This is a genomic window from Olsenella sp. AGMB03486 (genome assembly GCF_040884255.1).
GTDB lineage: Bacteria > Actinomycetota > Coriobacteriia > Coriobacteriales > Atopobiaceae > Olsenella_L > Olsenella_L kribbiana.
Window position 1 is genome coordinate 1 of sequence record NZ_JBEVTM010000007.1, and the last position, 19,160, is coordinate 19,160.

Annotated in this window: 19 protein-coding genes and 1 tRNA gene; 19 read left to right on the forward strand and 1 reads right to left on the reverse strand. The window is 60.4% G+C overall.

The window, feature by feature from the left end; genetic code table 11:
• Positions 1–74 precede the first annotated feature (74 nt).
• The 16 genes from ABVS03_RS04790 (at position 75) to holA (ending at position 14,388) form a co-directional block, all read left to right on the forward strand.
• A tRNA-Asn gene (locus ABVS03_RS04790) sits at positions 75–149 on the forward strand.
• A 230-nt stretch (positions 150–379) separates the two neighbouring features.
• Entirely contained in the window at positions 380–1,210 is an 831-nt protein-coding gene (locus ABVS03_RS04795) for an ABC transporter permease (protein ID WP_368018240.1), read from the forward strand.
• A gap of 13 nt (positions 1,211–1,223) precedes the next feature.
• A complete protein-coding gene (locus ABVS03_RS04800) occupies positions 1,224–1,982 on the forward strand; it encodes an ABC transporter ATP-binding protein (protein WP_368018241.1) in 759 nt (252 codons plus the stop codon).
• Between the two features lie 291 nt (positions 1,983–2,273).
• Positions 2,274–2,843, forward strand: a complete 570-nt coding sequence (gene pyrR, locus ABVS03_RS04805) for a bifunctional pyr operon transcriptional regulator/uracil phosphoribosyltransferase PyrR (RefSeq protein ID WP_330971084.1) — start codon at positions 2,274–2,276, stop codon at positions 2,841–2,843.
• Complete coding sequence (locus tag ABVS03_RS04810; protein WP_330971083.1) at positions 2,843–3,781, forward strand: aspartate carbamoyltransferase catalytic subunit; 939 nt, start codon at positions 2,843–2,845, stop codon at positions 3,779–3,781. Before pyrR ends, ABVS03_RS04810 begins: the two co-directional genes overlap by 1 nt.
• On the forward strand, positions 3,765–5,063 hold the full coding sequence (locus ABVS03_RS04815; RefSeq protein WP_368018242.1) for a dihydroorotase: 1,299 nt from the start codon (positions 3,765–3,767) through the stop codon (positions 5,061–5,063). Before ABVS03_RS04810 ends, ABVS03_RS04815 begins: the two co-directional genes overlap by 17 nt.
• Positions 5,060–5,908, forward strand: a complete 849-nt coding sequence (locus ABVS03_RS04820; RefSeq protein ID WP_368018243.1) for a dihydroorotate dehydrogenase electron transfer subunit — start codon at positions 5,060–5,062, stop codon at positions 5,906–5,908. Before ABVS03_RS04815 ends, ABVS03_RS04820 begins: the two co-directional genes overlap by 4 nt.
• Positions 5,905–6,828 (forward strand): dihydroorotate dehydrogenase, encoded by a 924-nt coding sequence (locus ABVS03_RS04825; RefSeq protein WP_368018244.1) that lies wholly within the window; start codon positions 5,905–5,907, stop codon positions 6,826–6,828. The genes ABVS03_RS04820 and ABVS03_RS04825 overlap by 4 nt, the downstream gene beginning before the upstream one ends.
• Positions 6,822–7,541 (forward strand): orotidine-5'-phosphate decarboxylase, encoded by a 720-nt coding sequence (pyrF, locus tag ABVS03_RS04830; RefSeq protein WP_368018245.1) that lies wholly within the window; start codon positions 6,822–6,824, stop codon positions 7,539–7,541. Before ABVS03_RS04825 ends, pyrF begins: the two co-directional genes overlap by 7 nt.
• 187 nt (positions 7,542–7,728) lie before the next feature.
• Positions 7,729–8,037 (forward strand): integration host factor, actinobacterial type, encoded by a 309-nt coding sequence (mihF, locus tag ABVS03_RS04835; RefSeq protein ID WP_330971078.1) that lies wholly within the window; start codon positions 7,729–7,731, stop codon positions 8,035–8,037.
• Positions 8,037–8,615, forward strand: a complete 579-nt coding sequence (gmk, locus tag ABVS03_RS04840; RefSeq protein ID WP_368018247.1) for a guanylate kinase — start codon at positions 8,037–8,039, stop codon at positions 8,613–8,615. Before mihF ends, gmk begins: the two co-directional genes overlap by 1 nt.
• Positions 8,615–8,899: a DNA-directed RNA polymerase subunit omega gene (locus ABVS03_RS04845; protein WP_330971076.1), complete on the forward strand. Its 285-nt coding sequence runs from the start codon at positions 8,615–8,617 to the stop codon at positions 8,897–8,899. The genes gmk and ABVS03_RS04845 overlap by 1 nt, the downstream gene beginning before the upstream one ends.
• A complete protein-coding gene (gene thiI, locus ABVS03_RS04850) occupies positions 8,899–10,158 on the forward strand; it encodes a tRNA uracil 4-sulfurtransferase ThiI (RefSeq protein ID WP_330971075.1) in 1,260 nt (419 codons plus the stop codon). The genes ABVS03_RS04845 and thiI overlap by 1 nt, the downstream gene beginning before the upstream one ends.
• Positions 10,159–10,275: 117 nt before the next feature.
• Positions 10,276–11,040 carry a helix-hairpin-helix domain-containing protein gene (locus ABVS03_RS04855; protein WP_368018249.1) on the forward strand — a complete coding sequence of 255 codons (765 nt, stop codon included), beginning with the start codon at positions 10,276–10,278 and terminating at the stop codon, positions 11,038–11,040.
• Positions 11,033–13,372 (forward strand): DNA internalization-related competence protein ComEC/Rec2, encoded by a 2,340-nt coding sequence (locus tag ABVS03_RS04860; protein WP_368018251.1) that lies wholly within the window; start codon positions 11,033–11,035, stop codon positions 13,370–13,372. The genes ABVS03_RS04855 and ABVS03_RS04860 overlap by 8 nt, the downstream gene beginning before the upstream one ends.
• 35 nt (positions 13,373–13,407) lie before the next feature.
• Complete coding sequence (holA, locus tag ABVS03_RS04865; RefSeq protein WP_368018253.1) at positions 13,408–14,388, forward strand: DNA polymerase III subunit delta; 981 nt, start codon at positions 13,408–13,410, stop codon at positions 14,386–14,388.
• A 66-nt stretch (positions 14,389–14,454) separates the two neighbouring features.
• Here holA and rpsT read toward each other — a convergent pair whose 3' ends face one another.
• A complete protein-coding gene (gene rpsT, locus ABVS03_RS04870) occupies positions 14,455–14,721 on the reverse strand; it encodes a 30S ribosomal protein S20 (protein WP_330971071.1) in 267 nt (88 codons plus the stop codon).
• Between the two features lie 231 nt (positions 14,722–14,952).
• Between rpsT and lepA the strand changes: the two genes are divergently transcribed.
• From lepA to hemW, 3 genes are read left to right on the forward strand one after another with little or no spacing between them, the layout of a single operon-like run.
• The gene (gene lepA, locus ABVS03_RS04875) at positions 14,953–16,761 is read left to right on the forward strand and encodes a translation elongation factor 4 (RefSeq protein ID WP_368018255.1); all 1,809 of its coding nucleotides are present in this window, start codon (positions 14,953–14,955) and stop codon (positions 16,759–16,761) included.
• Positions 16,758–17,813 carry a tRNA dihydrouridine synthase DusB gene (gene dusB, locus ABVS03_RS04880; protein ID WP_368018256.1) on the forward strand — a complete coding sequence of 352 codons (1,056 nt, stop codon included), beginning with the start codon at positions 16,758–16,760 and terminating at the stop codon, positions 17,811–17,813. The genes lepA and dusB overlap by 4 nt, the downstream gene beginning before the upstream one ends.
• Complete coding sequence (gene hemW / locus ABVS03_RS04885; RefSeq protein ID WP_368018257.1) at positions 17,806–19,056, forward strand: radical SAM family heme chaperone HemW; 1,251 nt, start codon at positions 17,806–17,808, stop codon at positions 19,054–19,056. The genes dusB and hemW overlap by 8 nt, the downstream gene beginning before the upstream one ends.
• The last annotated feature ends 104 nt before the right edge of the window (positions 19,057–19,160 follow it).

Below are 19,160 nucleotides of genomic sequence, written 5' to 3' on the forward strand. Positions count from 1 at the left end.
TTTTGAAATTTAAAGCTTGCAAAGGAATCCGAAGACACTATACTAAGTATTTGCGCACCGACGCAGTGACATATTCCCCGGTGGCGCAGTGGTAGCGCAACTGACTGTTAATCAGTGTGTCGTAGGTTCGAACCCTACCCGGGGAGCCAGAGAATTCAGAGCCGGACTTCGTGTTCGGCTCTTTTTTCATCGAGTTCGCTCTGGCTGCCTGCAAACCGACAGGGCTGCCTTTCGGTGTTCAAGGATTGTATAAACTGCCTGCAGAAACGTCGAGCTTGTGTGCACTCAGCCGACAGGCCATATCAGAGGATGCAGGGGCTGTGCTAGCATACTTACGATAGCTTGATTTCATTGAACAATGCGTAGCAACGGAGGCATCTTGGCTACCAGCGCAGCTACAAAGAGCGGGAAACTCATATCGGGCAAGGATGCCTGGTATCCTCCTGCGAAGCGCGATCGCTTCATCATCCAGCAGCTTGTAAGCAAGGACTTCAAGCTCAGGTATCGCCGTTCGGTCCTCGGCGTCGCATGGTCTGTCCTGAACCCGCTCCTCATGATGATTGTCATGTCTGCGGTCTTCTCTACCTTCATGCGCTATGCAGACGATTCCATCGGCTGCTATCCGCTCTACCTCATTCTCGGCAACACCGCCTTCCAGCTCATGAGCGATGCTACGAGCCAGGGACTCACGTCGATCATCGGCGCTGCTTCGCTCCTGAAGAAGGTCAAGATAAACCGCTATGTGTTCCCGGTGCAGAAGGTCCTCTCTGCTGCTGTGAACTATGTATTCTCTCTCATCGCTATCTTCATCGTCATGCTCTTCTTCCAGATTCCTCTGACGCCTCTGGCACTCCTTCTGCCGGTAGCGCTTGTCCTTCTGGTGCTGTTCTCGATTGGCCTTTCGCTCCTGCTCTCTGCGCTTGCGGTATTCTTCCGCGACGTGATCCACCTCTGGAGCGTTGTCCTGACGGCTTGGACCTATGCAACGCCACTCTTCTATCCGGCAAGCATCCTTCCGCATTGGATGCAGGTCTTCGAGTCCTTCAACCCGATCTATCTCTATGTCACGTTCATCCGCGACATCCTGCTCTGGCAGACGCTGCCAACGCTGAGCCTGGTCATCCGCTGCGTCGTTTGGGCTCTTGCATCGCTCGCTCTTGGCTATGTCGTGTTCCATCGCCACGAGCACAAGTTCATCCTCTACATCTAGGCATTGGAGACCCATGGCTGACAACAAGCTTCCAGACGATATCGCCGTGCGCGTCGACGATGTATCGATGATCTTCAACATCGCATCGGAACAGTTCAACTCCCTCAAGGAATACTTCATCGCAATCATGAAGCACGAGCTGTCCTTCAAGGAATTCAGAGCTCTCAACCACATTTCGTTTGATGTACATAAGGGCGAGGCATTCGGTCTTGTGGGCACGAACGGCTCAGGCAAGTCGACGATGCTCAAGATTATTGCAGGCGTTCTCGAGGCATCTGAGGGCACGTGCACGGTCAATGGCACGATAGCCCCGCTCATCGAGCTCGGTGCAGGCTTCGATATGGAGCTCACGGCTCAGGAGAACATCTATCTGAACGGTGCACTTCTGGGATACTCCAAGGAGTTCATCGACCAGGAATTCGACCACATCGTCGAGTTCGCAGAGCTTCAGGATTTCCTCGAGATGCCGCTCAAGAACTACTCCTCTGGTATGGTGGCGCGCATCGCCTTCGCAATCGCGACGATTACGGATCCCGATATCTTGATCGTCGATGAGACGCTCTCCGTCGGCGACTTCCTGTTCCAGCAGAAGTGCGAGAAGAGAATCAACGAGCTCGTGCAGAACGACAACACGACGGTCCTTCTGGTCTCCCATTCTATAGATCTTGTCGAGCGCATCTGCTCGAGGGTCATATGGATCGAGAAGGGCCAGCAGCGTATGCTCGGTCCTGTCGACGAAGTCTGCAATGCCTATCGTCATCTCGGCCAGTAGTCAGAAAGAGCTTGGCATCATCTTGGAGAGCCCTGCAGCAGATGCTGCGGGGCTCTTTTTCATGCTGAGCTTTGGGGATGCCTTTCTTCGTTCTGTAGATGATGTTTTCTGTTGTGCCGGGCTAAGGTAGGGAGTATCCTGTCTCTAGCCTTTAATGCGCGGTACGAGATGCCCGAAAGGCGCTACATAAAGAGCGGTTTCCTTATGGGATCTCTCCATGAAGCGAAAAGACGGGGTGTCTGTGCCGCCATAAGGCGGACGGGCACCTTTTGCTTTATCGGAGGGAGACTCATGGAGCAGGAACCCAAAGCGGTCATCATGGATGCTCAGGCCATGGACCGCGCCATCGTGCGCATTGCGCATGAGATCATCGAGCACAACGAGGGAGCCAAGACCATTGCTGTCGTCGGCATCATCCGCCGCGGCGAGATCCTTGCGCATCGTCTTGTCGATGCCATCGAGGACATCGAGCATGTGAAGCCGCCCTTCGGCTCGCTTGACATCAGCTTCTACCGTGACGATTTCGGCATCAACTCTGCCCCGGTGGTCCATGCGACGAACATCCCGTTCAGCGTGGAGGGCAAGGACATCATCCTCGTCGACGATGTGCTCTACACGGGCCGCACGGTGCGCTCTGCCCTCAATGCCCTCATGGACTACGGCCGCGCAAAGTCGGTGCAGCTTGCCGTGATGGTCGATCGTGGCCACAGAGAGCTTCCGATCCGTGCCGACTATGTCGGAAAGAATGTGCCGTCCTCCCGTGAAGAGGATGTCCGCGTCTGCATAGAGCCGCTCGATTCCCACACCGCTGTGGAGATCTGGAACAAGGCAGACGAACCCAGCGATGGAGGCGTTCACTGATGCTGTCTGTAAAGAATCTCATCGATACGTACAGCCTGACGGCTGACGATATCACCCAGATACTCGATACCGCCCAGGCTTTCGAGTCCGTCAACAATTCCCGAACGATCAAGAAGGTCCCGGCACTTCGTGGTCGCACGATCGTGAACCTGTTCCTCGAGCCGTCGACGCGCACGAAGAGCTCCTTCGAGCTCGCAGAGAAGCGTCTCTCGGCAGACTCCCTCTCGATGGGCGGCTCCACGTCCTCGGTCGTGAAGGGCGAGTCGCTTGCCGACACGATCCAAACGATCTCCGCCATGAATGTCGACATGTTCGTCTGCCGTGCCCGCCTTGCCGGCACACCACAGCGCATCACAGAGAACACCGATGCTGTCGTCATCAATGCCGGCGACGGCAAGCACCAGCATCCGACCCAGGCCATGCTCGACCTCTATACGATGAGGAAGCACTTCGGACACCTCGATGGCCTCAAGGTCGCAATCGTCGGCGACCTCGCCCACTCCCGCGTCTGCGGATCTCTGGCACCCGCTCTCAAGACCATGGGTGCCGAGGTCACGCTCGTCGGTCCTCCGACCTTCCAGGTCGACGATCCCGACTGGTTCGGCTGCCCCCAGACGGCACACTTCGACGATGTGATCGAGGATATGGATGTCATCTACATGCTCCGTGTCCAGCTCGAGCGCATGGAAGGTGCTGCCATTCCGTCGAGGCGCGAGTACAATCGCCTCTACGGCCTCGATATGACCCGCGTGAACCGCATGAAGGACGATGCGATCATCATGCATCCGGGTCCCATGAACCGCGGCATGGAGATCAATGCGGATGTGGCCGACTGCAGCCGTTCGCGCATCCTGAACCAGGTCAATGCCGGCGTCCTTACCCGCATGGCCGAGATGTACCTGCTCCTGGGAGGAGAGAACAATGGCATTTCTGCTTAGAGGCGCGCATGTGGTCGACCCGCAGGTCGGACTTGACGGCGTAGCCGATGTCCTTATCGATGGAGACAAGATTGCAGAGGTCGGCCAGGGCCTCGAGCCGCCTGCTGACGCTGAGGTCATCGATGCGTCCGGCAAGTACCTCGTGCCGGGCCTCGTGGATATGCATGTCCACTTCAGAGATCCTGGCTTCGAGTACAAGGAGACCATCGATACCGGTTCCCGTGCTGCAGCACACGGCGGCTTCACGGATGTCGCAACGATGCCGAATACGGACCCGGTGACCGATACGGGAGCAGAGATCCGCTACCAGATCGACCGCGGCAAGCATGTAGGACTTGTGCATATCCGCCCGATCGGAGCACTTACGCGTGGCGAGAAGGGCGAGGCCCTCTCCGAGATTGGCGATATGGTCGTGGAGGGCGCAGCTGCCTTCTCTGATGACGGACACGGCGTGCAGAGCGCCGGCATGATGAGGACGTGCATGGAGTATGTGTCGCAGTTCGACCGTGCCGTGCTTGCCCACTGCGAGATCGACTCGCTCACGACGAACGGTGTCATCAACGAAGGCAAGGCATCGACCCGCCTCGGCATGTTCGGCTGGCCGGCACTCGGCGAGGAGCTTGAGATCTATCGCGACATCGAGCTTGCAAAGCTCACGGGCTGCCGCTTCCATGTCTGCCATATCTCGACGGCCAAGGGCCTCGATCTCGTACGCGCTGCCAAGAAGGAAGGACTTCCTGTCACCTGCGAGGTCACGCCGCATCACCTGTTCCTCAATGAGGATGACATCACGCCGACCTACAACACGAACCTCAAGATGAATCCGCCCCTGCGCACGAAGGCCGACATGGAGGCCCTCGTCGAGGGCATCTGCGATGGTTCCATCGACTGCGTCGTCACCGACCATGCACCGCACGCACCGCATGAGAAGGACTGCGAGTGGGAGATTGCCTTCTTCGGCTGCGTCGGCCTCGAGACGTCGCTTCCGCTCATGCTCACGAAGCTCGTCCTTCCGGGCAAGATGAGCTGGAGCCGCCTTGTCGAGGTCATGGCTGTGAACCCGAGGAAGGTGCTCACGCTCGAGCCGGTCAAGGTCGAGGCAGGAAGCACGGCAGACCTTACCCTTATCGATCCCGCTGCAGAGATCGAGGTCACCGAGGACTGGCTGCAGGGCAAGGCGAAGAACTCTGCCTTCCTCGGCTGGCATCTTACCGGTGCTGCATCCGATGTCTTCTGCGCCGGCAAGCGCACGCTCACTGACGGTGTGGTGACGCCCGCATGAGCGCGGCAGCAGGACCAAAGCTCGCGCCATACACGCTTGTCTGGAAGCATGAGGCGGCAGAGGATATCTGGGACATCTGCCTCGAGACGGAAGGCGAGCTCGTACAGGGGCTCAAGCCCGGCATGTTCGTGAATGTCGCCGTGCCGGGCGACCCCTCCCATATCCTGCGCATCCCGCTCTCCTTCTACCGCACCGATCCGGTGCGTGGCTGGATCTGCATGATCGTAGCTGCTGTGGGCGAAGGAACGCGCCGTCTCTGCTCGCTCGAGCCGGGCGAGGGCTCGACGCTTCTGGCTCCGCTCGGACATGGCTGGAGGATGCCGCAAGAAGGCGCCAAGCGTGCGCTTCTCGTTGCTGGCGGCGTCGGCGCTCCCCCTGTCTTTGCTGCGGCCCGCATGCTCCAGGCACGCGGCATCGACTGCGATGTCGTGATGGGCGCCAAGAGCGAACGCTTCCTCTGGAAGGAGGGAGCGCAGGCTCTGAGCGGCAATGATGGCGGGGCAGGTTATGAGAGCGCGCTTTCCCGTGGTGGCTTCTGCGAAGTGTTCCTGGCAACGGATGATGGAAGCTATGGCTACCACGGCTTCACGACAGGCCTTGCCGAGGAGCTTGTGGGCAAGCATAGCTACGACGTCGTCATGACCTGCGGGCCCCAGCCCATGATGGCAGGCGTCGCGAAGGTCGCAGCAGCAGCGCATATTCCTTGCCAGGTCTCGATGGAGCGGATGATGACCTGCGGGTTCGGTGCCTGCAACACGTGCAGCGTCCAGATGGCAGATGGCACCGTGCGTGCCTGCTGCCAGGATGGTCCCGTGTTCGATGCCGAGGAGGTGCTCTGGAAATGACAAAGGTCAAGATGGATGTCGATCTTGGCGGCGTGCATATGCAGAACCCCATCTGCACCGCTTCTGGCACCTTCGGCAATGGCCGCCAGTTCGAGAGCTTCTTCGATGTATCCGAGCTTGGCGCCATCACCTGCAAGGGTGTCGCCGCCGAGCCGTGGGCAGGAAATCCTGCACCGCGCTTGGCTGAGATTACCTCGGGCATCATGAATTCGGTCGGGCTCCAGAACCCGGGTGTCAAGGGCTTCGTCGAGGAGTATGGCGAATATCTCGCCGGGCTCGATGAGCGCGGCTGCCGTGTCATCTGCCAGGTCGCAGGACACTCGATTCAGGAATACATCGATGCGCTCGACCTCTTCGAAGAGCTTGCGCCCTTCGCAGCGGGATTCGAGATCAATATCTCCTGCCCGAACATCGCCTGCGGGGGCGCTGCCATGGGTGCCACGCCTGAAGCGGCAGCTGAAGTCGTCCGTGCCCTTCGCCCGCATACGAAGCGGCCGATCCTCGTGAAGCTTGCGCCGCACGATGTCGCCGATATCGCCCGTGCCTGCGAGGCAGAAGGCGCCGATGCCCTGACGCTCATCAACACGATTCCGGGCATGGCAATAGATGTGAGGACGTACAGGAGCAGGCTCTCGCGGCCGATGGCTGGCGTCTCTGGCCCCTGCATCCATCCTATTGCCGTGCGCATGGTCTGGGAAGCGGCACACGCCGTGAAGATTCCGATCAACGGCGTCGGTGGCGTCATGACTGGCGAGGATGCGGCAGAGTTCCTGCTGGCAGGAGCGACCGCTGTCTCGGTCGGCACAGCCAACCTCGTCGACCCTGTGGCAGCACCGCGCATTCTTTCCGAGCTCGAAGCCTGGGCAGAGTCCCAGGGTGTCAAAGATATCCACGAAGTGATAGGAGCATGCAGATGCTGAGCGAAGCTGAAGCACGCAATGCCGTGATAACCGCCCTCGACTGCGGACGCGACGAGGCGCTTGCCCTCGCCGATACGCTTTCTGGCCATGCGGGCTGGGTCAAGGTAGGCATGACCCTCTACTATGCCTGCGGACCGGAGATCGTCTCCGAGATACACAGGCGCGGCCTCAAGGTCTTCATGGACCTCAAGCTCCATGATATTCCGCACCAGATCAGGGGCGCTGCCGAGGCAGCATCGCGTGCAGGTGCAGATATCCTCTCGGTCCATGCCCTGGGCGGTGCCGAGATGGTGAAGGCAGCCCGCGAGGGTGTCGAGGCGGCAGCGAAGGACCGCGACGAGCGCACGAAGATCATCGCGATCTCGGTCCTCACGAGCATGGACCAGGCAGCCCTTGCCTCGATCGGCGTGGCTGATTCTGTTGCCAATGAGGTTGCACGTCTTGCAAAGCTTGCCTATGGTGCAGGAGCCGATGGCATGGTCTGCTCTCCGCAGGAGGCTCATGAGCTCCGCGAGCTTCTGGGACCTGATGCGCTCGTCGTGACACCAGGTGTGCGCCCTGCAGGCTCTGCCGTAGGCGACCAGAAGCGCATCGCGACGCCGGCGTCTGCTATCGCATCCGGTGCCTCGAAGCTCGTTGTCGGACGTCCGATCACGCAGGCTGAAGACCCGGCAGCAGCCTTCGAAGCCATCGTCTCTGAGCTCTGTGCATAGAAGCTTCTTCAGAGCGGGGCGAATTTCGTAGGAGTTGTGTAAAGTCCCTGCGTAAAGCCCGATATTTGGCATATCTGCACTTGCAAAATGCCTGATGGATTGCGAGACTATAGTATCGCATGATGGGTTTGAAGCAGCTTCGGCACCAAGAAGAGGTGCCTGCATGCGTTTCTAGTTTGGAGGAACAATGGCTCTCCCTCAACTTACCGACGAGCAGCGCAAGGAAGCATTGGAGAAGGCAGCTGCCGCGCGCCACGCACGTGCAGAGCTCCGCGAGAAGATCAAGACCGGCCAGGTCACGCTTGAGGAGGTCCTTGATTCCGACGATCCTATTGCCGCCCGTCTCAAGGTGAGCGCTCTCATCGAGTCCCTGCCGGGCTATGGCAAGGCCAAGGCAGCCAAGATCATGGCTGAGCTCGGCATCTCCTCCACGCGCCGCGTCAAGGGCCTCGGTGCCCGCCAGCGCGAGCAGCTCATCGAAGCGCTCTCCAAGTAGTGGGCGCGACACCACGACTTTTTGTCATTTCCGGACCGTCGGGCGCAGGAAAGGGCACGCTGCTTGCAGAGCTCCGCAAGCAGCGCCCGGACCTGGGCTTGACGGTTTCGGCTACTACAAGAAGTCCACGGCCCGGCGAGGTCGACGGCACATCGTATTATTTCCTGTCTGACGAGGAGTTCCGCCGCCGCATCGCGGCAGGGGAGTTCGTCGAGTGGGCAGAGGTCCATGGGCATCTCTATGGCACGCTTGTGAGCGAAGTGAAGCGTCTCCTTGCTAAGGGGCATTCGCTCGTGCTCGAGATCGATGTCCAGGGAGCGCTCAACGTCCGCAAGGTCTATCCGGATGCCGTGCTCGTCTTCATCGAGCCGCCTTCGCTTCAGTTGCTCGAGGAGCGCCTGCGTGGACGTGGCACCGAGGATGAGGCATCGATCGAGCTCAGGCTCAAGAATGCCCGCCACGAGATGGAGCTCGCGGACCAGTACGATGTGCGTATCGTCAATGACACTGTTGACCGTGCGGCACAGGAGCTTGGCTCTGTGATGCGCCGGTTCGAGATGGATGGAGGTTCCCATTAATGTCCGTCATCAAGCCTGAAATCGACAACCTGCTCGACAAGACCGAGCACAACCCGTTCCTGCTCTGCTCGATGGCATCGAAGCGTGCCTGCGATATCAACAACATGATCCGCGGCCAGCATCTGCGTGTCGTCGACGTCCAGGACTTCGACGATATCACGACCGTCGTCTCCGGCGAGGATCCTGTCTCCATCGCAATGAAGGAGATCGAGGATGGCACCCTCGGATTCGTGAAGGATGACTTCGACGAGGCCATCAAGGGCGCAAACAAGTCGGTCTTCTGATGAGCGAACGCGTCTGTCTTGTCCACTACCACGAGATTGGCCTCAAAGGGAAGAACCGCTCCATCTTCGAGAACCAGCTCGTGACGAATCTGAAGTGCGCCCTGCGCGACACGCCCCTCAAGTGCGTGAAGCGCATCTGCGGCTATATCCTCGTGACCTTCGAGGGCGGAGCGACCCGCGACTACCAGGACCTTATCGGCAAGGTTCCGGGCGTTGCCCGCGTCTCGCTTGCCCATGAGTGCCCGCGCGACCTCGCGGAGTACTCCCAGGCTGCCATCGTCTCTCTCGGCGAGGCAGGGAGCTTCTCCACCTTCAAGGTCCATGCACACAAGTCTTCGACCGACTATCCGGTCCATACCCTCGATATCAACCGCCAGGTGGGCGCAGCCCTCTGCGAGGCCTTCCCTGACAAGAAGGTCGACGTCCACAACCCCGATGTCACGGTCCACGTGAACGTCGTGCAGGGCTCGGTCTATGTCTACGCCGTCTCCGAGAGGGGAGCAGGCGGCCTTCCTGTCGGCACTGCCGGCAAGGTTGTGACGCTTCTGTCCTCTGGCTTCGACTCGCCGGTCGCGACCTGGATGCTCGGACGCCGTGGCGCCATCTGCGTGCCCATCCACTTCTCCGGCAGGCCCATGGTGTCCGATACGAGCGAATGGCTCACGCAGGATATCGTCAAGGCCCTCGCGCCTTCCGGCGTCGTCGGCCGTCTCTACGTGGTGCCCTTCGGAGCGCGCCAGCGCGAGATCTCTCTTGCGGTTGACCAGAAGCTCCGCATCATCACGTACCGCCGTGTCATGTTCTCCGTCGCTGAGCGCATAGCACGCATAGAGGGTGCCAAGGCACTTGTCACGGGCGAATCGCTTGGACAGGTCGCCTCCCAGACGCTCGAGAACATCGCTGCTGTGGATGAGACCGTATCCATGCCAGTGCTGCGTCCTCTCATCGGATCCGACAAGCAGGAGATCATCGAGCGCGCACAGCAGATCGGCACCTATGATATCAGCTGCCAGACGGCTCCTGACTGCTGCACGCTCTTCATGCCGCGCCGTCCCGAGACGCATGCAAAGCGTGACGAGGTGCACGAAGCCTGGGATTCCTTCGATCATGAAGCGATGATCGAGGATCTCGTCGACCACATCGAGTATGTGGACTTCGACCAGTGCCCAAGCTACCGTCCTCCCCGCAAGCTTCGTGTTCGTCATGAGGAGCTCGCACCTGCCGAGTGGGAGAAGAAGGGCATCGTGTCAGAGGGCTGAGCTGGCCTTCTGCGACCTTCCGCAAGATCTTTGCCAGATGTCTGGCAGCCCGAAGAACGCAATCCTGTCTGTCATATCGCCTTCCTCATCCAGTCTGGAGAGGGAGGCGATTTTTTCATGGCACAGAGAAGGCTTCAGGACAGAACAGCATCGAGGCTCAAGGCACGGATGCCGCGGCTCAATCTTGGAAACAGGAAGGCAGCCTGCGCGCTCATCGCGGCAGGCTCTGCGGTGGCGCTCTTCCTGGCGCTTGCGGCAGCGATCAGGACCTCTGCCTTCACGGTGGACAAGAGTGCAGCCGTGAGCTCTTCGACGCCTGCAGCAGAGGAGACGAAAGATGCAGCATCTGCAAGCACGGATGCCAGCTCGGAGGACAAGGCACCAAGTCCGGTGCTTGTAGATATCGACGGAGCGGTGGCACATCCTGGCGTCTACGACATTGCCGGCACGACCGAGCGCGTGAAGGATGCGGTCGAGGCAGCAGGCGGGCTTCTGGACGATGCTGACACCACAAGCGTCAATCTCGCGCAGGCTGTCAAGGATGGCATGAAGATCCATGTGCCGAAGGAAGGAGAGGCATCCTCCTCTGCTGCCTCAGCGGCTGGCACTGCCTCAGGCTCCACTTCTGCTGCCGGCTCTTCGGGCACATCCAGCACCTTGGCGTCCTCTTCCTCCGATTCTGCATCTTCGGGCCTCGTGAACATCAATACCGCCACAGCCGAGGAGCTCGAGACGCTTCCTGGCGTCGGCGAATCGACTGCCAAGGCAATCGTGCAGGACAGGGAAGAGCATGGCGCCTTCAGCTCGAAGGAGGACCTCATGCGTGTCTCCGGCATAGGCGAGAAGAAGTACGCGAAGCTCGAGGCGAATATCTGTGTATAGGGAGCAGAAGCCGCCTGAGCGGCCATTTCTGCCTGAAACGCTCCTGGCGCTGCTCTCTGCCATCTATGCCTCGAGGCTCGCGCTCTTGTGCCTGCCGTGGGACGGCATAGGTGCAGAGGTGGAGGCAGCTGTAGCCGTATCGCTCGTCGTAGGTGCGCTCCTGTTCCTGCGCAGGCAGAAGATGCTTGCGGCAGCAGTTCTTGCCTGCACGCTCGTGGCGCTCATCTCCTCTGCTGCCTTCTGTGCCAGGACGGAGGATGCGGCAGAGGCACTTCAGGCAACAAGCGCCTCGAAGCTTGTCTTCGTCGTCGAGGGAGACAGCTCGAAAGGGACGAGCGGCTGGCGCTGCCGCGCTGCGGCCGAGGAGGATGGGCACACTGTCGGCGATGTCTGGCTTGTTGGCTCGCGGGAGCTCACAGCGGGGGAGCGTGTGCGCTGCATCGGGCGCATGAAGCCGCTTGCGGACGATGACTATGGGAGAAGCTCGTTTGCACAGGGCATCTGCTGCACGGTCAAGATGGTCCGCATCACCGGCAGGGATGAGCCTCAAGGACTGCGCGCACTGGTAGAGCATATTCGTACCGCAGGCAAAGACGCGTTTCTTGGATCGGATACGCCGGAGCGGGCGCTCGAAGTGGGGTCGGTCCTGGGCTTCAAGGCGCCGCTCCAGGAAGAGGGGCTCTCCGATCTCTTCTCTGCCTGCGGCGTCTCGCATCTTGTCGCTGTCTCGGGTGGACATCTTGCTGTCATAGCCTCTGCCCTGGCGGTCGTCCTCGGGTGGCTCCGGCTCTCGCCGAAGTGGCGCATCGCGCTCTCCATCACCCTCACCGGCATCTTTGTCGTTCTCTGCGGCTTGCCGGTCTCTGCGATGCGTGCCTGGCTCATGGCCTGCGCTGCATCAGGAGCGGTGCTTGCCGGCAGAAGGAGCCATGCGCTCTCAGCGGTCTCTCTCGTGGGCCTCATCCTCGTCTGGGCATCTCCTGCATCCGCTGCCGATATCGGCTTTCTCCTGAGCGTCTACGCGGTCTGCGGGCTCTGCCTCTTTGCATCCTATCTGGCCTACGCGCTCACGCTCCTCGTGCCTGAGCTTCCCTGGCTCCATCGTGTGCCGAAACGCCTCATGCGCGCCTTGGGAAAGCTGCGCCAGAATGTGCTTGCGCTTCTTGCAGCGACGCTTGCCGCCCAGCTTGTCACAGCGGCACTCACCTCAGAAGTCTTCGGGACATTCTCGCTCGTGGCGCCTCTCGCAAATCTTGTCCTTGCGCTTCCGTTCTCCTGCATGATCGCACTGGCGCTTCTCGCCTTTGCAATGCTCCCGCTCCCATGGCTCTCGCATCTGCTTATGGCAGGAGCGGATCTCTTTGCCGGATTCTCGCTTGCTGCCGTCAGGTTCCTTGCCCATCTGCCCTATGCAAGCATCTCGGTTGCAGCTACGACAGCAGTGCCAGAGATTGTCGTCCTGGCATTTCTTGCGCTCTGGCTTGCTGCCTGGCCCGAGCTCTCTTCGGCCTGGCTCCGGCGTTCCGCTATCGCCTGCGCCTTCGGGCTTGCCTGCCTCATTGTCTCCTGGCGCTTCTTCGCGCCGGCACGGCTTTGCATCCTTGATGTCGGGCAGGGTGATGCGATTCTCGTGCAGGAAGGAGCCGCAGCGGTTCTTATTGACACGGGACCTGAAGGCGCGGTCGCAGAGACGCTCGAGAAGTCGCATGTGCTCCATATCGATGCGGTGGTGCTCACACACCTGCATGACGACCACACAGGCGGGGTGAAGGATCTGGGAAGCGTCGCTCCGGTCGGCACGGTCTATGTCGCCGAGGGCGTCAAGGGCTCCATGAGCGAGACGCTCAGAGGAGAGATCGAGGAGCTGACCGGAAAGGATGCAGAGGAGATCTCTGCAGGCTCTGTGCTCCATGCTGGCGGCTTCACGATGCGTATGGTCTGGCCAAAGGCGGATGTCACAGGGGAGGAGAACGGCGACTCCATCGAGCTCGTGCTCGAGCATCCAGAAGGAGGCGGCACCTTCAGAGCACTTCTGACGGGCGATGGAGAGGAAGACGAGCTCAGGCAGTTTGCAGATGAGGTCGGCGACATCGATGTCCTGAAGGTAGGGCACCATGGATCGGAGATTTCAATCGATGCAGGCGAGGCGCGGGAGCTTGCGCCCGAGCTGGCCGTGGCCTCTGCCGGCGAGAACAACAAGTATGGCCACCCGACGGAGCAGTGCATCGAGACGCTCGAAGGGGCACAGGCGCGCTTCCTCTGCACGAAGGACGTCGGCACGGTCGAGATACGTCCCCGTGAGGAAGGCTATGCGGTGTACACGGAGCGCTGATTCCGTCAGAATGGAGAAGAGCAGAAAGGGGAGCCATGGGAAAGGCGAGTACGCTCCTGCCGGTCTATCTTGTCATCGGCACGAACGAGATCAAGCGCGAAGAGGCAATACGGCGCATGAAGGCAAAGCTCGATCCAGGCCTTGCTGCCTTCAATCTCGACGAGCTTGCAGCCGGATCTGTGGCCGGGCCCGATGCGCTCAAGGCAAGCCTCGATGCGATGCCTGCAGGCGATGCCTTCCGTCTTGTGATCGTCTCGGAGGCAGACAGGCTCGCCAAGCCCGTTCAGGAGATGCTTGTCTCCTATCTCAAGAATCCGAACCCGACGACCGTGCTCATGCTCGTTGTGGGTGCACTTCCCAAGGGATCGGGCTTCACGCGCTCTGCGCTCTGCAAGGCCGTGAAGGCAGCAGGTGCGCATTCTGTCATCGACTGCACGCCGCCGAAGCCCTGGCAGCTTGCAGGAGAGCTCGTTCAGAAGGTGGCACCCCAGCTAGGCATCACGCTCGACCGCGATGCGGCAGAGGAGCTCGTGAAGCGCTCCGGCACCTCGCTCATGCTGCTCAGAAACGAGATCTCCCAGCTCGGCAATCTGGCATCCGAGCCAGGGCATGTGACGCTTCGGGACGTCGAAGCGCATATCGTGCGCACGGAGGACATCAAGCCCTGGGAGCTTGCCGATGCGGTATCGGCCCGCAACGTGAAAGGCGCGCTTGAGCTGCTTTCCGGCATGGACCAGGGAAGCTATATCGGATCTCTGAGCTATCTCGAGGGCAGGATACGCGAGCTCATCTGTGCGAAGTGCCTCGATGAGCGGGGAAGCGGGGCAAGCCTTGCCGCAGAGCTCGGAAAGCAGGACTGGCAGGTGAAGAACCTCAGGGGCTGGGCGAGGAGGTTCACGATCGAAGAGCTCGTCTCTGCCTTGAAGTCCTGTGCCAAGGCAGATTCCGGCCTCAAGAGCGGAGCCGACCCCAGGGATGCAATGGTACGCCTTGTCCTGGGCATCGCCCAGGGCTAGTGTCCAAAAGAAAGGCCCCGGTGCCAGCACACACCGGGGCCTTTGCATTGTCTGGAATGAAGAAGCCTACTTCTGGAGGGTATTCACGAGCTTCTGGACGCCCGACTTGCGCTGGGCAGCCTGGTTCTTGTGAATGACACCCTTGGATGCAGCCTTGTCGAGCTTGCGGTTCGCTGCGTAGGCAGCGGTCTGTGCAGCCTCGGCGTCGCCTGCTGCCACAGCCTCGCGGACCTTCTTGACGTAGGTCTTGAGCTCGGAGCGGACTGCCTGGTTGCGGACGCGGGCCTTCTCTGCCTGCTTGATGCGCTTCTTCTGCGACTTGATGTTTGCCACGGTGCGGTTCCTTTCAGTGCTTTGAGATGAGGCCTCTCTTTGGGTCGGAAGTGGGGTTCCGCACCCGGACACGGCGAGGTCAACCACGAGAGTATAGCAGACTCTCGAGCGAGCTATCACGTGCACTTTGCTAGAATGTGCCCTGACATCTGGAAATATCCATAGCTGCCCAGACAATCGCAGCAGATGATGCTGCAGCCATGCTGGGCCCAGGCAGGGCATGAAGGACGTATGAGCATAGATACCTCCCATATCCGCAATTTCTCCATCGTCGCGCACATCGACCACGGCAAGTCGACGATATCGGACCGCATCCTCGAGCTGACCCATACGGTCGAGGAGCGCGATCTCACCTCGCAGATGCTTGACTCCATGGACATCGAGCAGGAGCGCGGCATCACGATCAAGTCGAACGCCGTGCGCGTCATGTATGACGCAGATGACGGTAAGACGTATCTCTTCAACCTGATCGATACGCCGGGACACGTGGACTTCACCTATGAGGTCTCGCGCTCGCTTGCTGCCTGCGAGGGAGCCGTGCTCGTCGTCGATGCGACGCAGGGCGTCGAGGCACAGACCGTCTCGAATGCGACGCTTGCCATGAATGCCGGGCTCGATATCGTGCCGTGCATCAACAAGATCGACCTTCCGTCGGCGCACCCTGAGGAAGTCAAGCAGGAGATCGAGGACGACCTTGCGATTCCTGCAGAGGATGCCGTGCTCGTGTCCGGCAAGACAGGAGAGGGCATCCATGACCTGCTCGAGGCGATCGTCTACCTGATCTCTCCTCCGAAGGGAGATGAGAATGCGCCCTTGAAGGCTCTCATCCTCGACTCCTACTTCGACGAGTACCGTGGGGTCGTCGCGACGGTGCGCGTCTTCGATGGGCACATCCGCAAGGGCGACCATCTCAAGATGATGGCGATCGGAGACGAGTTCCTGGCAGACGGTGTCGGCTGCAAGCGTCCGCTCGAGACGCCGCTCGATGAGCTCTCTGTCGGCGAGGTGGGCTACGTCGTGACGGGTCTCAAGGACCCCGAGATGGTGCGCACGGGCGATACGATCACCGATGCAGACAATCCCTGCGCCGAGGCCTGCCCTGGCTACCACGAGGCAAAGCCCATGGTCTTCACGGGCCTCTTCCCGATCGACACGAAGGACTACGAGAACCTGCGCGATGCCCTCGAGAAGCTGAAGGTGAACGACCCCTCCCTGACCTGGTCGCCGGAAAACTCCGTCGCATTGGGCTTCGGCTTCCGTGTCGGCTTTTTGGGCCTGCTCCATATGGAGGTCGTGAAGGAGCGCCTCGAGCGCGAGTTCGGCCTTTCGCTCATAGCGACAAGCCCCTCTGTCGAATACCACGTCTTCAAGACGGACGGCACGATGGAGAAGATCACGAGCCCGCAGGACCTGCCCGAACCGACCCGTATCGACCACATCGAGGAGCCCTACCTCAAGGCCAAGGTCATCGTCCCGCCCGAGTACATGGGTCCTGTCATGCAGCTTGTCGTCGACCATAGAGGCACGACGCAGGACATGGTCTATCTCTCCGAGAAGTCGGTCGAGCTCCACTTCGATATTCCTTTGGCAGAGCTCATCCTCGACTTCTTCGACCAGCTCAAGAGCAGGACGAAGGGCTATGCCTCGCTCGACTATGAGATCGGCGACTACCGCACTTCCGACCTCGTGAAGCTCGATATCCTGCTTGCAGGGGAGGAGGTCGACGCCCTTTCCTTCATCGTCCACAGGGACAAGGCCTACGACCTTGCACGAGGGCTCTGCGACAAGCTCAAGGAGATCATCCCGCGCCAGCAGTTCGAGGTGCCTATCCAGGGCGCCATCGGCAACAAGATCATCAGCCGCTCGACCGTGAAGGCAGTCCGCAAGGACGTCCTTGCCAAGTGCTACGGCGGCGACATCACGCGCAAGAGGAAGCTCCTCGAGAAGCAGAAGGAAGGCAAGAAGCGCATGAAGGCCATCGGCACGGTCGAAGTGCCGCAGGAAGCCTTCCTCGCCGTCCTCAAGGTGGACGACGAATGAGCATGAGACCGCAAGAGCTTCTGGAAGATAGGGCAGCATCTGCCGGCCTCTCCTCCCATATCGAGCCTTTTGCAGAAGGGGAGAGCCTGCGCGAGCGCCTCGCGTCCCATCCCTTCCTCATGGCTCCCATGGCAGGAGTCACGGATGCGGCCTGGAGGCTCATGGCACGCGCAGGCGGTGCCGGCCTTGCCTATACCGAGATGGTCTCTGTCGCAGGCATCCACTACGGCGGAGAGAAGACGTGGGAGCTTGTCGTGCCCGAAGAGGCAGAGCCCGATATCGCGGTGCAGCTCTTCGGCTCGAAGCCAGACCAGTTCGCAGAGGCGGCAGAGGCTGTAAGCGAGCGGCTCGGATCAAAGCTTGCCCTCATCGATATCAATATGGCCTGCCCGGTGCCGAAGGTGACGCGCAAGGGCGAAGGCTCTGCCCTCATGCGCGACCCTGAAACGGCGGCCAAGATCGTCCGTGCAGTGTGCGAGCACACGGAAGTGCCCGTCACTGCCAAGATCCGCCGCGGATTCGATATGGGCGAGGAGCTTGCCGTGCCGTTTGCACGGGCTATGGAGGAGGTAGGAGTCTCTGCGATTGCGGTTCATGGCAGGTATGCCAAGCAGCTCTACCGCGGCAAGGCTTCCTGGGAGACCGTTGCCGATGTGGCAGCTGCTGTCTCGGTTCCGGTCATCGGCTCAGGCGATGTGCTTGCAGCACAAGCGGCACGCAGGATGCTTTCGGATTGTGGCTGCGCTGCGGTGATGGTTGCACGCGGATCCTACGGCAACCCCTGGATCTTCCGCGATGCTGAAGAGGATGCTGCACCGACGCACAGCCTTGAGGAGCGTCTTGCCGCATTCTCGCTCCATGTGCGCCTCCTGGAGGCAACGGATGCGCATCTTGCGCGGGCAAGGAACCTTGCCGGCTGGTATCTCAAGGGGCTTCCGAATGCAGCCGCATGGCGCGAGCGTGCCATGCACTGCCAGAGCGCAGAGGAATACCTCGAACTCATCGAGGCGGCAGGTGCCACGAACCCAGAAGCAGGCCAAGACCGTGCGTGAGAAAAGTGTCTGGGAAGAGCACACAGAGGCAGATGCGGCGTCTGCCCTCTATGTGCATATCCCGTTCTGTGCGAGGAAGTGCGCCTACTGCGACTTTGCCTCCTGGGCGACGCGTGCAGAGGATCCTCTCATGAATGCCTATGCCGCTTCTGTCCTGCATGAGCTCTCCTGTCTCGAAGAGGCGGGACTTCTCGAGGGGACCGAGACAGCCTACATCGGCGGCGGGACGCCGAGCTATCTCGGTGCACGCCTTCTGCCCATCGTGGAGCGGCTCTCATCTTTCGGCGTCTTGGAGCTCACATCAGAGGCCAACCCCGATTCCCTCACAGCGGATTTCGTCTCATCCCTCAAGGAAGCAGGGCTTACGCGCATCTCGCTCGGCGTCCAGTCAACAGACGACGGAGTGCTGGCGGCACTCGGGAGGATCCATAGCGCTGAAGAGGCGCTCCAGGCGCTTTCCTCAGCCGTATCGGCGGGACTTTCAGTCTCAGCCGACCTCATGTGCGCACTTCCTGGGGAGACCGACGAGATCTTCCAGAGGAGCGTCTGCGATGTGCTTGCACAGGACGTCTCCCACGTGAGCGTCTATCCTCTGATGATCGAGGAGGGAACGGCCTTCGGGCGGCGCTATGGCGGCGAGGAGCTCCCTTCCTGGAACGATCCCGACATCCAGGCCAGGCGCATGGAGCGTGCAGAGAAGACCCTCTGCACGCACGGATTCCACCGCTACGAAGTCGCCAGCTATGCGAAGGCGGGCCATGAGTGTCGCCACAACAAGGCCTACTGGACCGGCAGGAACTATCTCGGCATTGGCACCGGCGCTTCTGGAATGCTTTCGCGAGCAGCCTATAGGCGGCTGCGCACGTGCCTGCCGCAGCTTCCCGATATCGCAGATGATATCTATCGCGTGCGGCTCAGGAATACCTCCACAAGGCCGGACTATGCAGAAGGGCATTTGCAGCGCCTCCACTTCTCGATCGAGCTTCTCGACCGGCGCCAGGCGCTCGCCGAGGACCTCATGCTGGCGGCGCGCATGTCCGAGCCGATTGACGCAAGCCTCCTTGCTGCTGCACGTGCAGAGCTTGGAGGAACGCTCGATCGTGCTATCCAGACGGCCCAGGAAGAAGGGCTTCTGGGAGAGGGCCTGGCGGTCACAGAACGGGGCTGGCTTCTTGGAAACGAGCTCTTCGAGCTCTTCTGGGATCTTGCGGGAGAGGCTCCGACACGCACGCTTGCGGTGTAGAGAAGCTGTTTTATAGGTCCTGAAGCTGCAAAGCTTTGCCGTTCCGTGTCTTTCTGGCCTCCTTCGTGGATACAATCAGGCCATGTGCGTATCGATGAGAGAAT

Excerpts from the sequence above, each read along its gene's own strand:
- ABVS03_RS04800 (WP_368018241.1), top strand. The coding sequence starts at position 1,224 with ATGGCTGACAACAAGCTTCCAGACGATATCGCCGTGCGCGTCGACGAT.
- pyrR (WP_330971084.1), top strand. The coding sequence starts at position 2,274 with ATGGAGCAGGAACCCAAAGCGGTCATCATGGATGCTCAGGCCATGGAC.
- ABVS03_RS04810 (WP_330971083.1), top strand. The coding sequence starts at position 2,843 with ATGCTGTCTGTAAAGAATCTCATCGATACGTACAGCCTGACGGCTGAC.
- ABVS03_RS04815 (WP_368018242.1), top strand. The coding sequence starts at position 3,765 with ATGGCATTTCTGCTTAGAGGCGCGCATGTGGTCGACCCGCAGGTCGGA.
- ABVS03_RS04820 (WP_368018243.1), top strand. The coding sequence starts at position 5,060 with ATGAGCGCGGCAGCAGGACCAAAGCTCGCGCCATACACGCTTGTCTGG.
- ABVS03_RS04825 (WP_368018244.1), top strand. The coding sequence starts at position 5,905 with ATGACAAAGGTCAAGATGGATGTCGATCTTGGCGGCGTGCATATGCAG.
- pyrF (WP_368018245.1), top strand. The coding sequence starts at position 6,822 with ATGCTGAGCGAAGCTGAAGCACGCAATGCCGTGATAACCGCCCTCGAC.
- mihF (WP_330971078.1), top strand. The coding sequence starts at position 7,729 with ATGGCTCTCCCTCAACTTACCGACGAGCAGCGCAAGGAAGCATTGGAG.
- ABVS03_RS04845 (WP_330971076.1), top strand. The coding sequence starts at position 8,615 with ATGTCCGTCATCAAGCCTGAAATCGACAACCTGCTCGACAAGACCGAG.
- thiI (WP_330971075.1), top strand. The coding sequence starts at position 8,899 with ATGAGCGAACGCGTCTGTCTTGTCCACTACCACGAGATTGGCCTCAAA.
- ABVS03_RS04855 (WP_368018249.1), top strand. The coding sequence starts at position 10,276 with ATGGCACAGAGAAGGCTTCAGGACAGAACAGCATCGAGGCTCAAGGCA.
- holA (WP_368018253.1), top strand. The coding sequence starts at position 13,408 with ATGGGAAAGGCGAGTACGCTCCTGCCGGTCTATCTTGTCATCGGCACG.
- lepA (WP_368018255.1), top strand. The coding sequence starts at position 14,953 with ATGAGCATAGATACCTCCCATATCCGCAATTTCTCCATCGTCGCGCAC.
- dusB (WP_368018256.1), top strand. The coding sequence starts at position 16,758 with ATGAGCATGAGACCGCAAGAGCTTCTGGAAGATAGGGCAGCATCTGCC.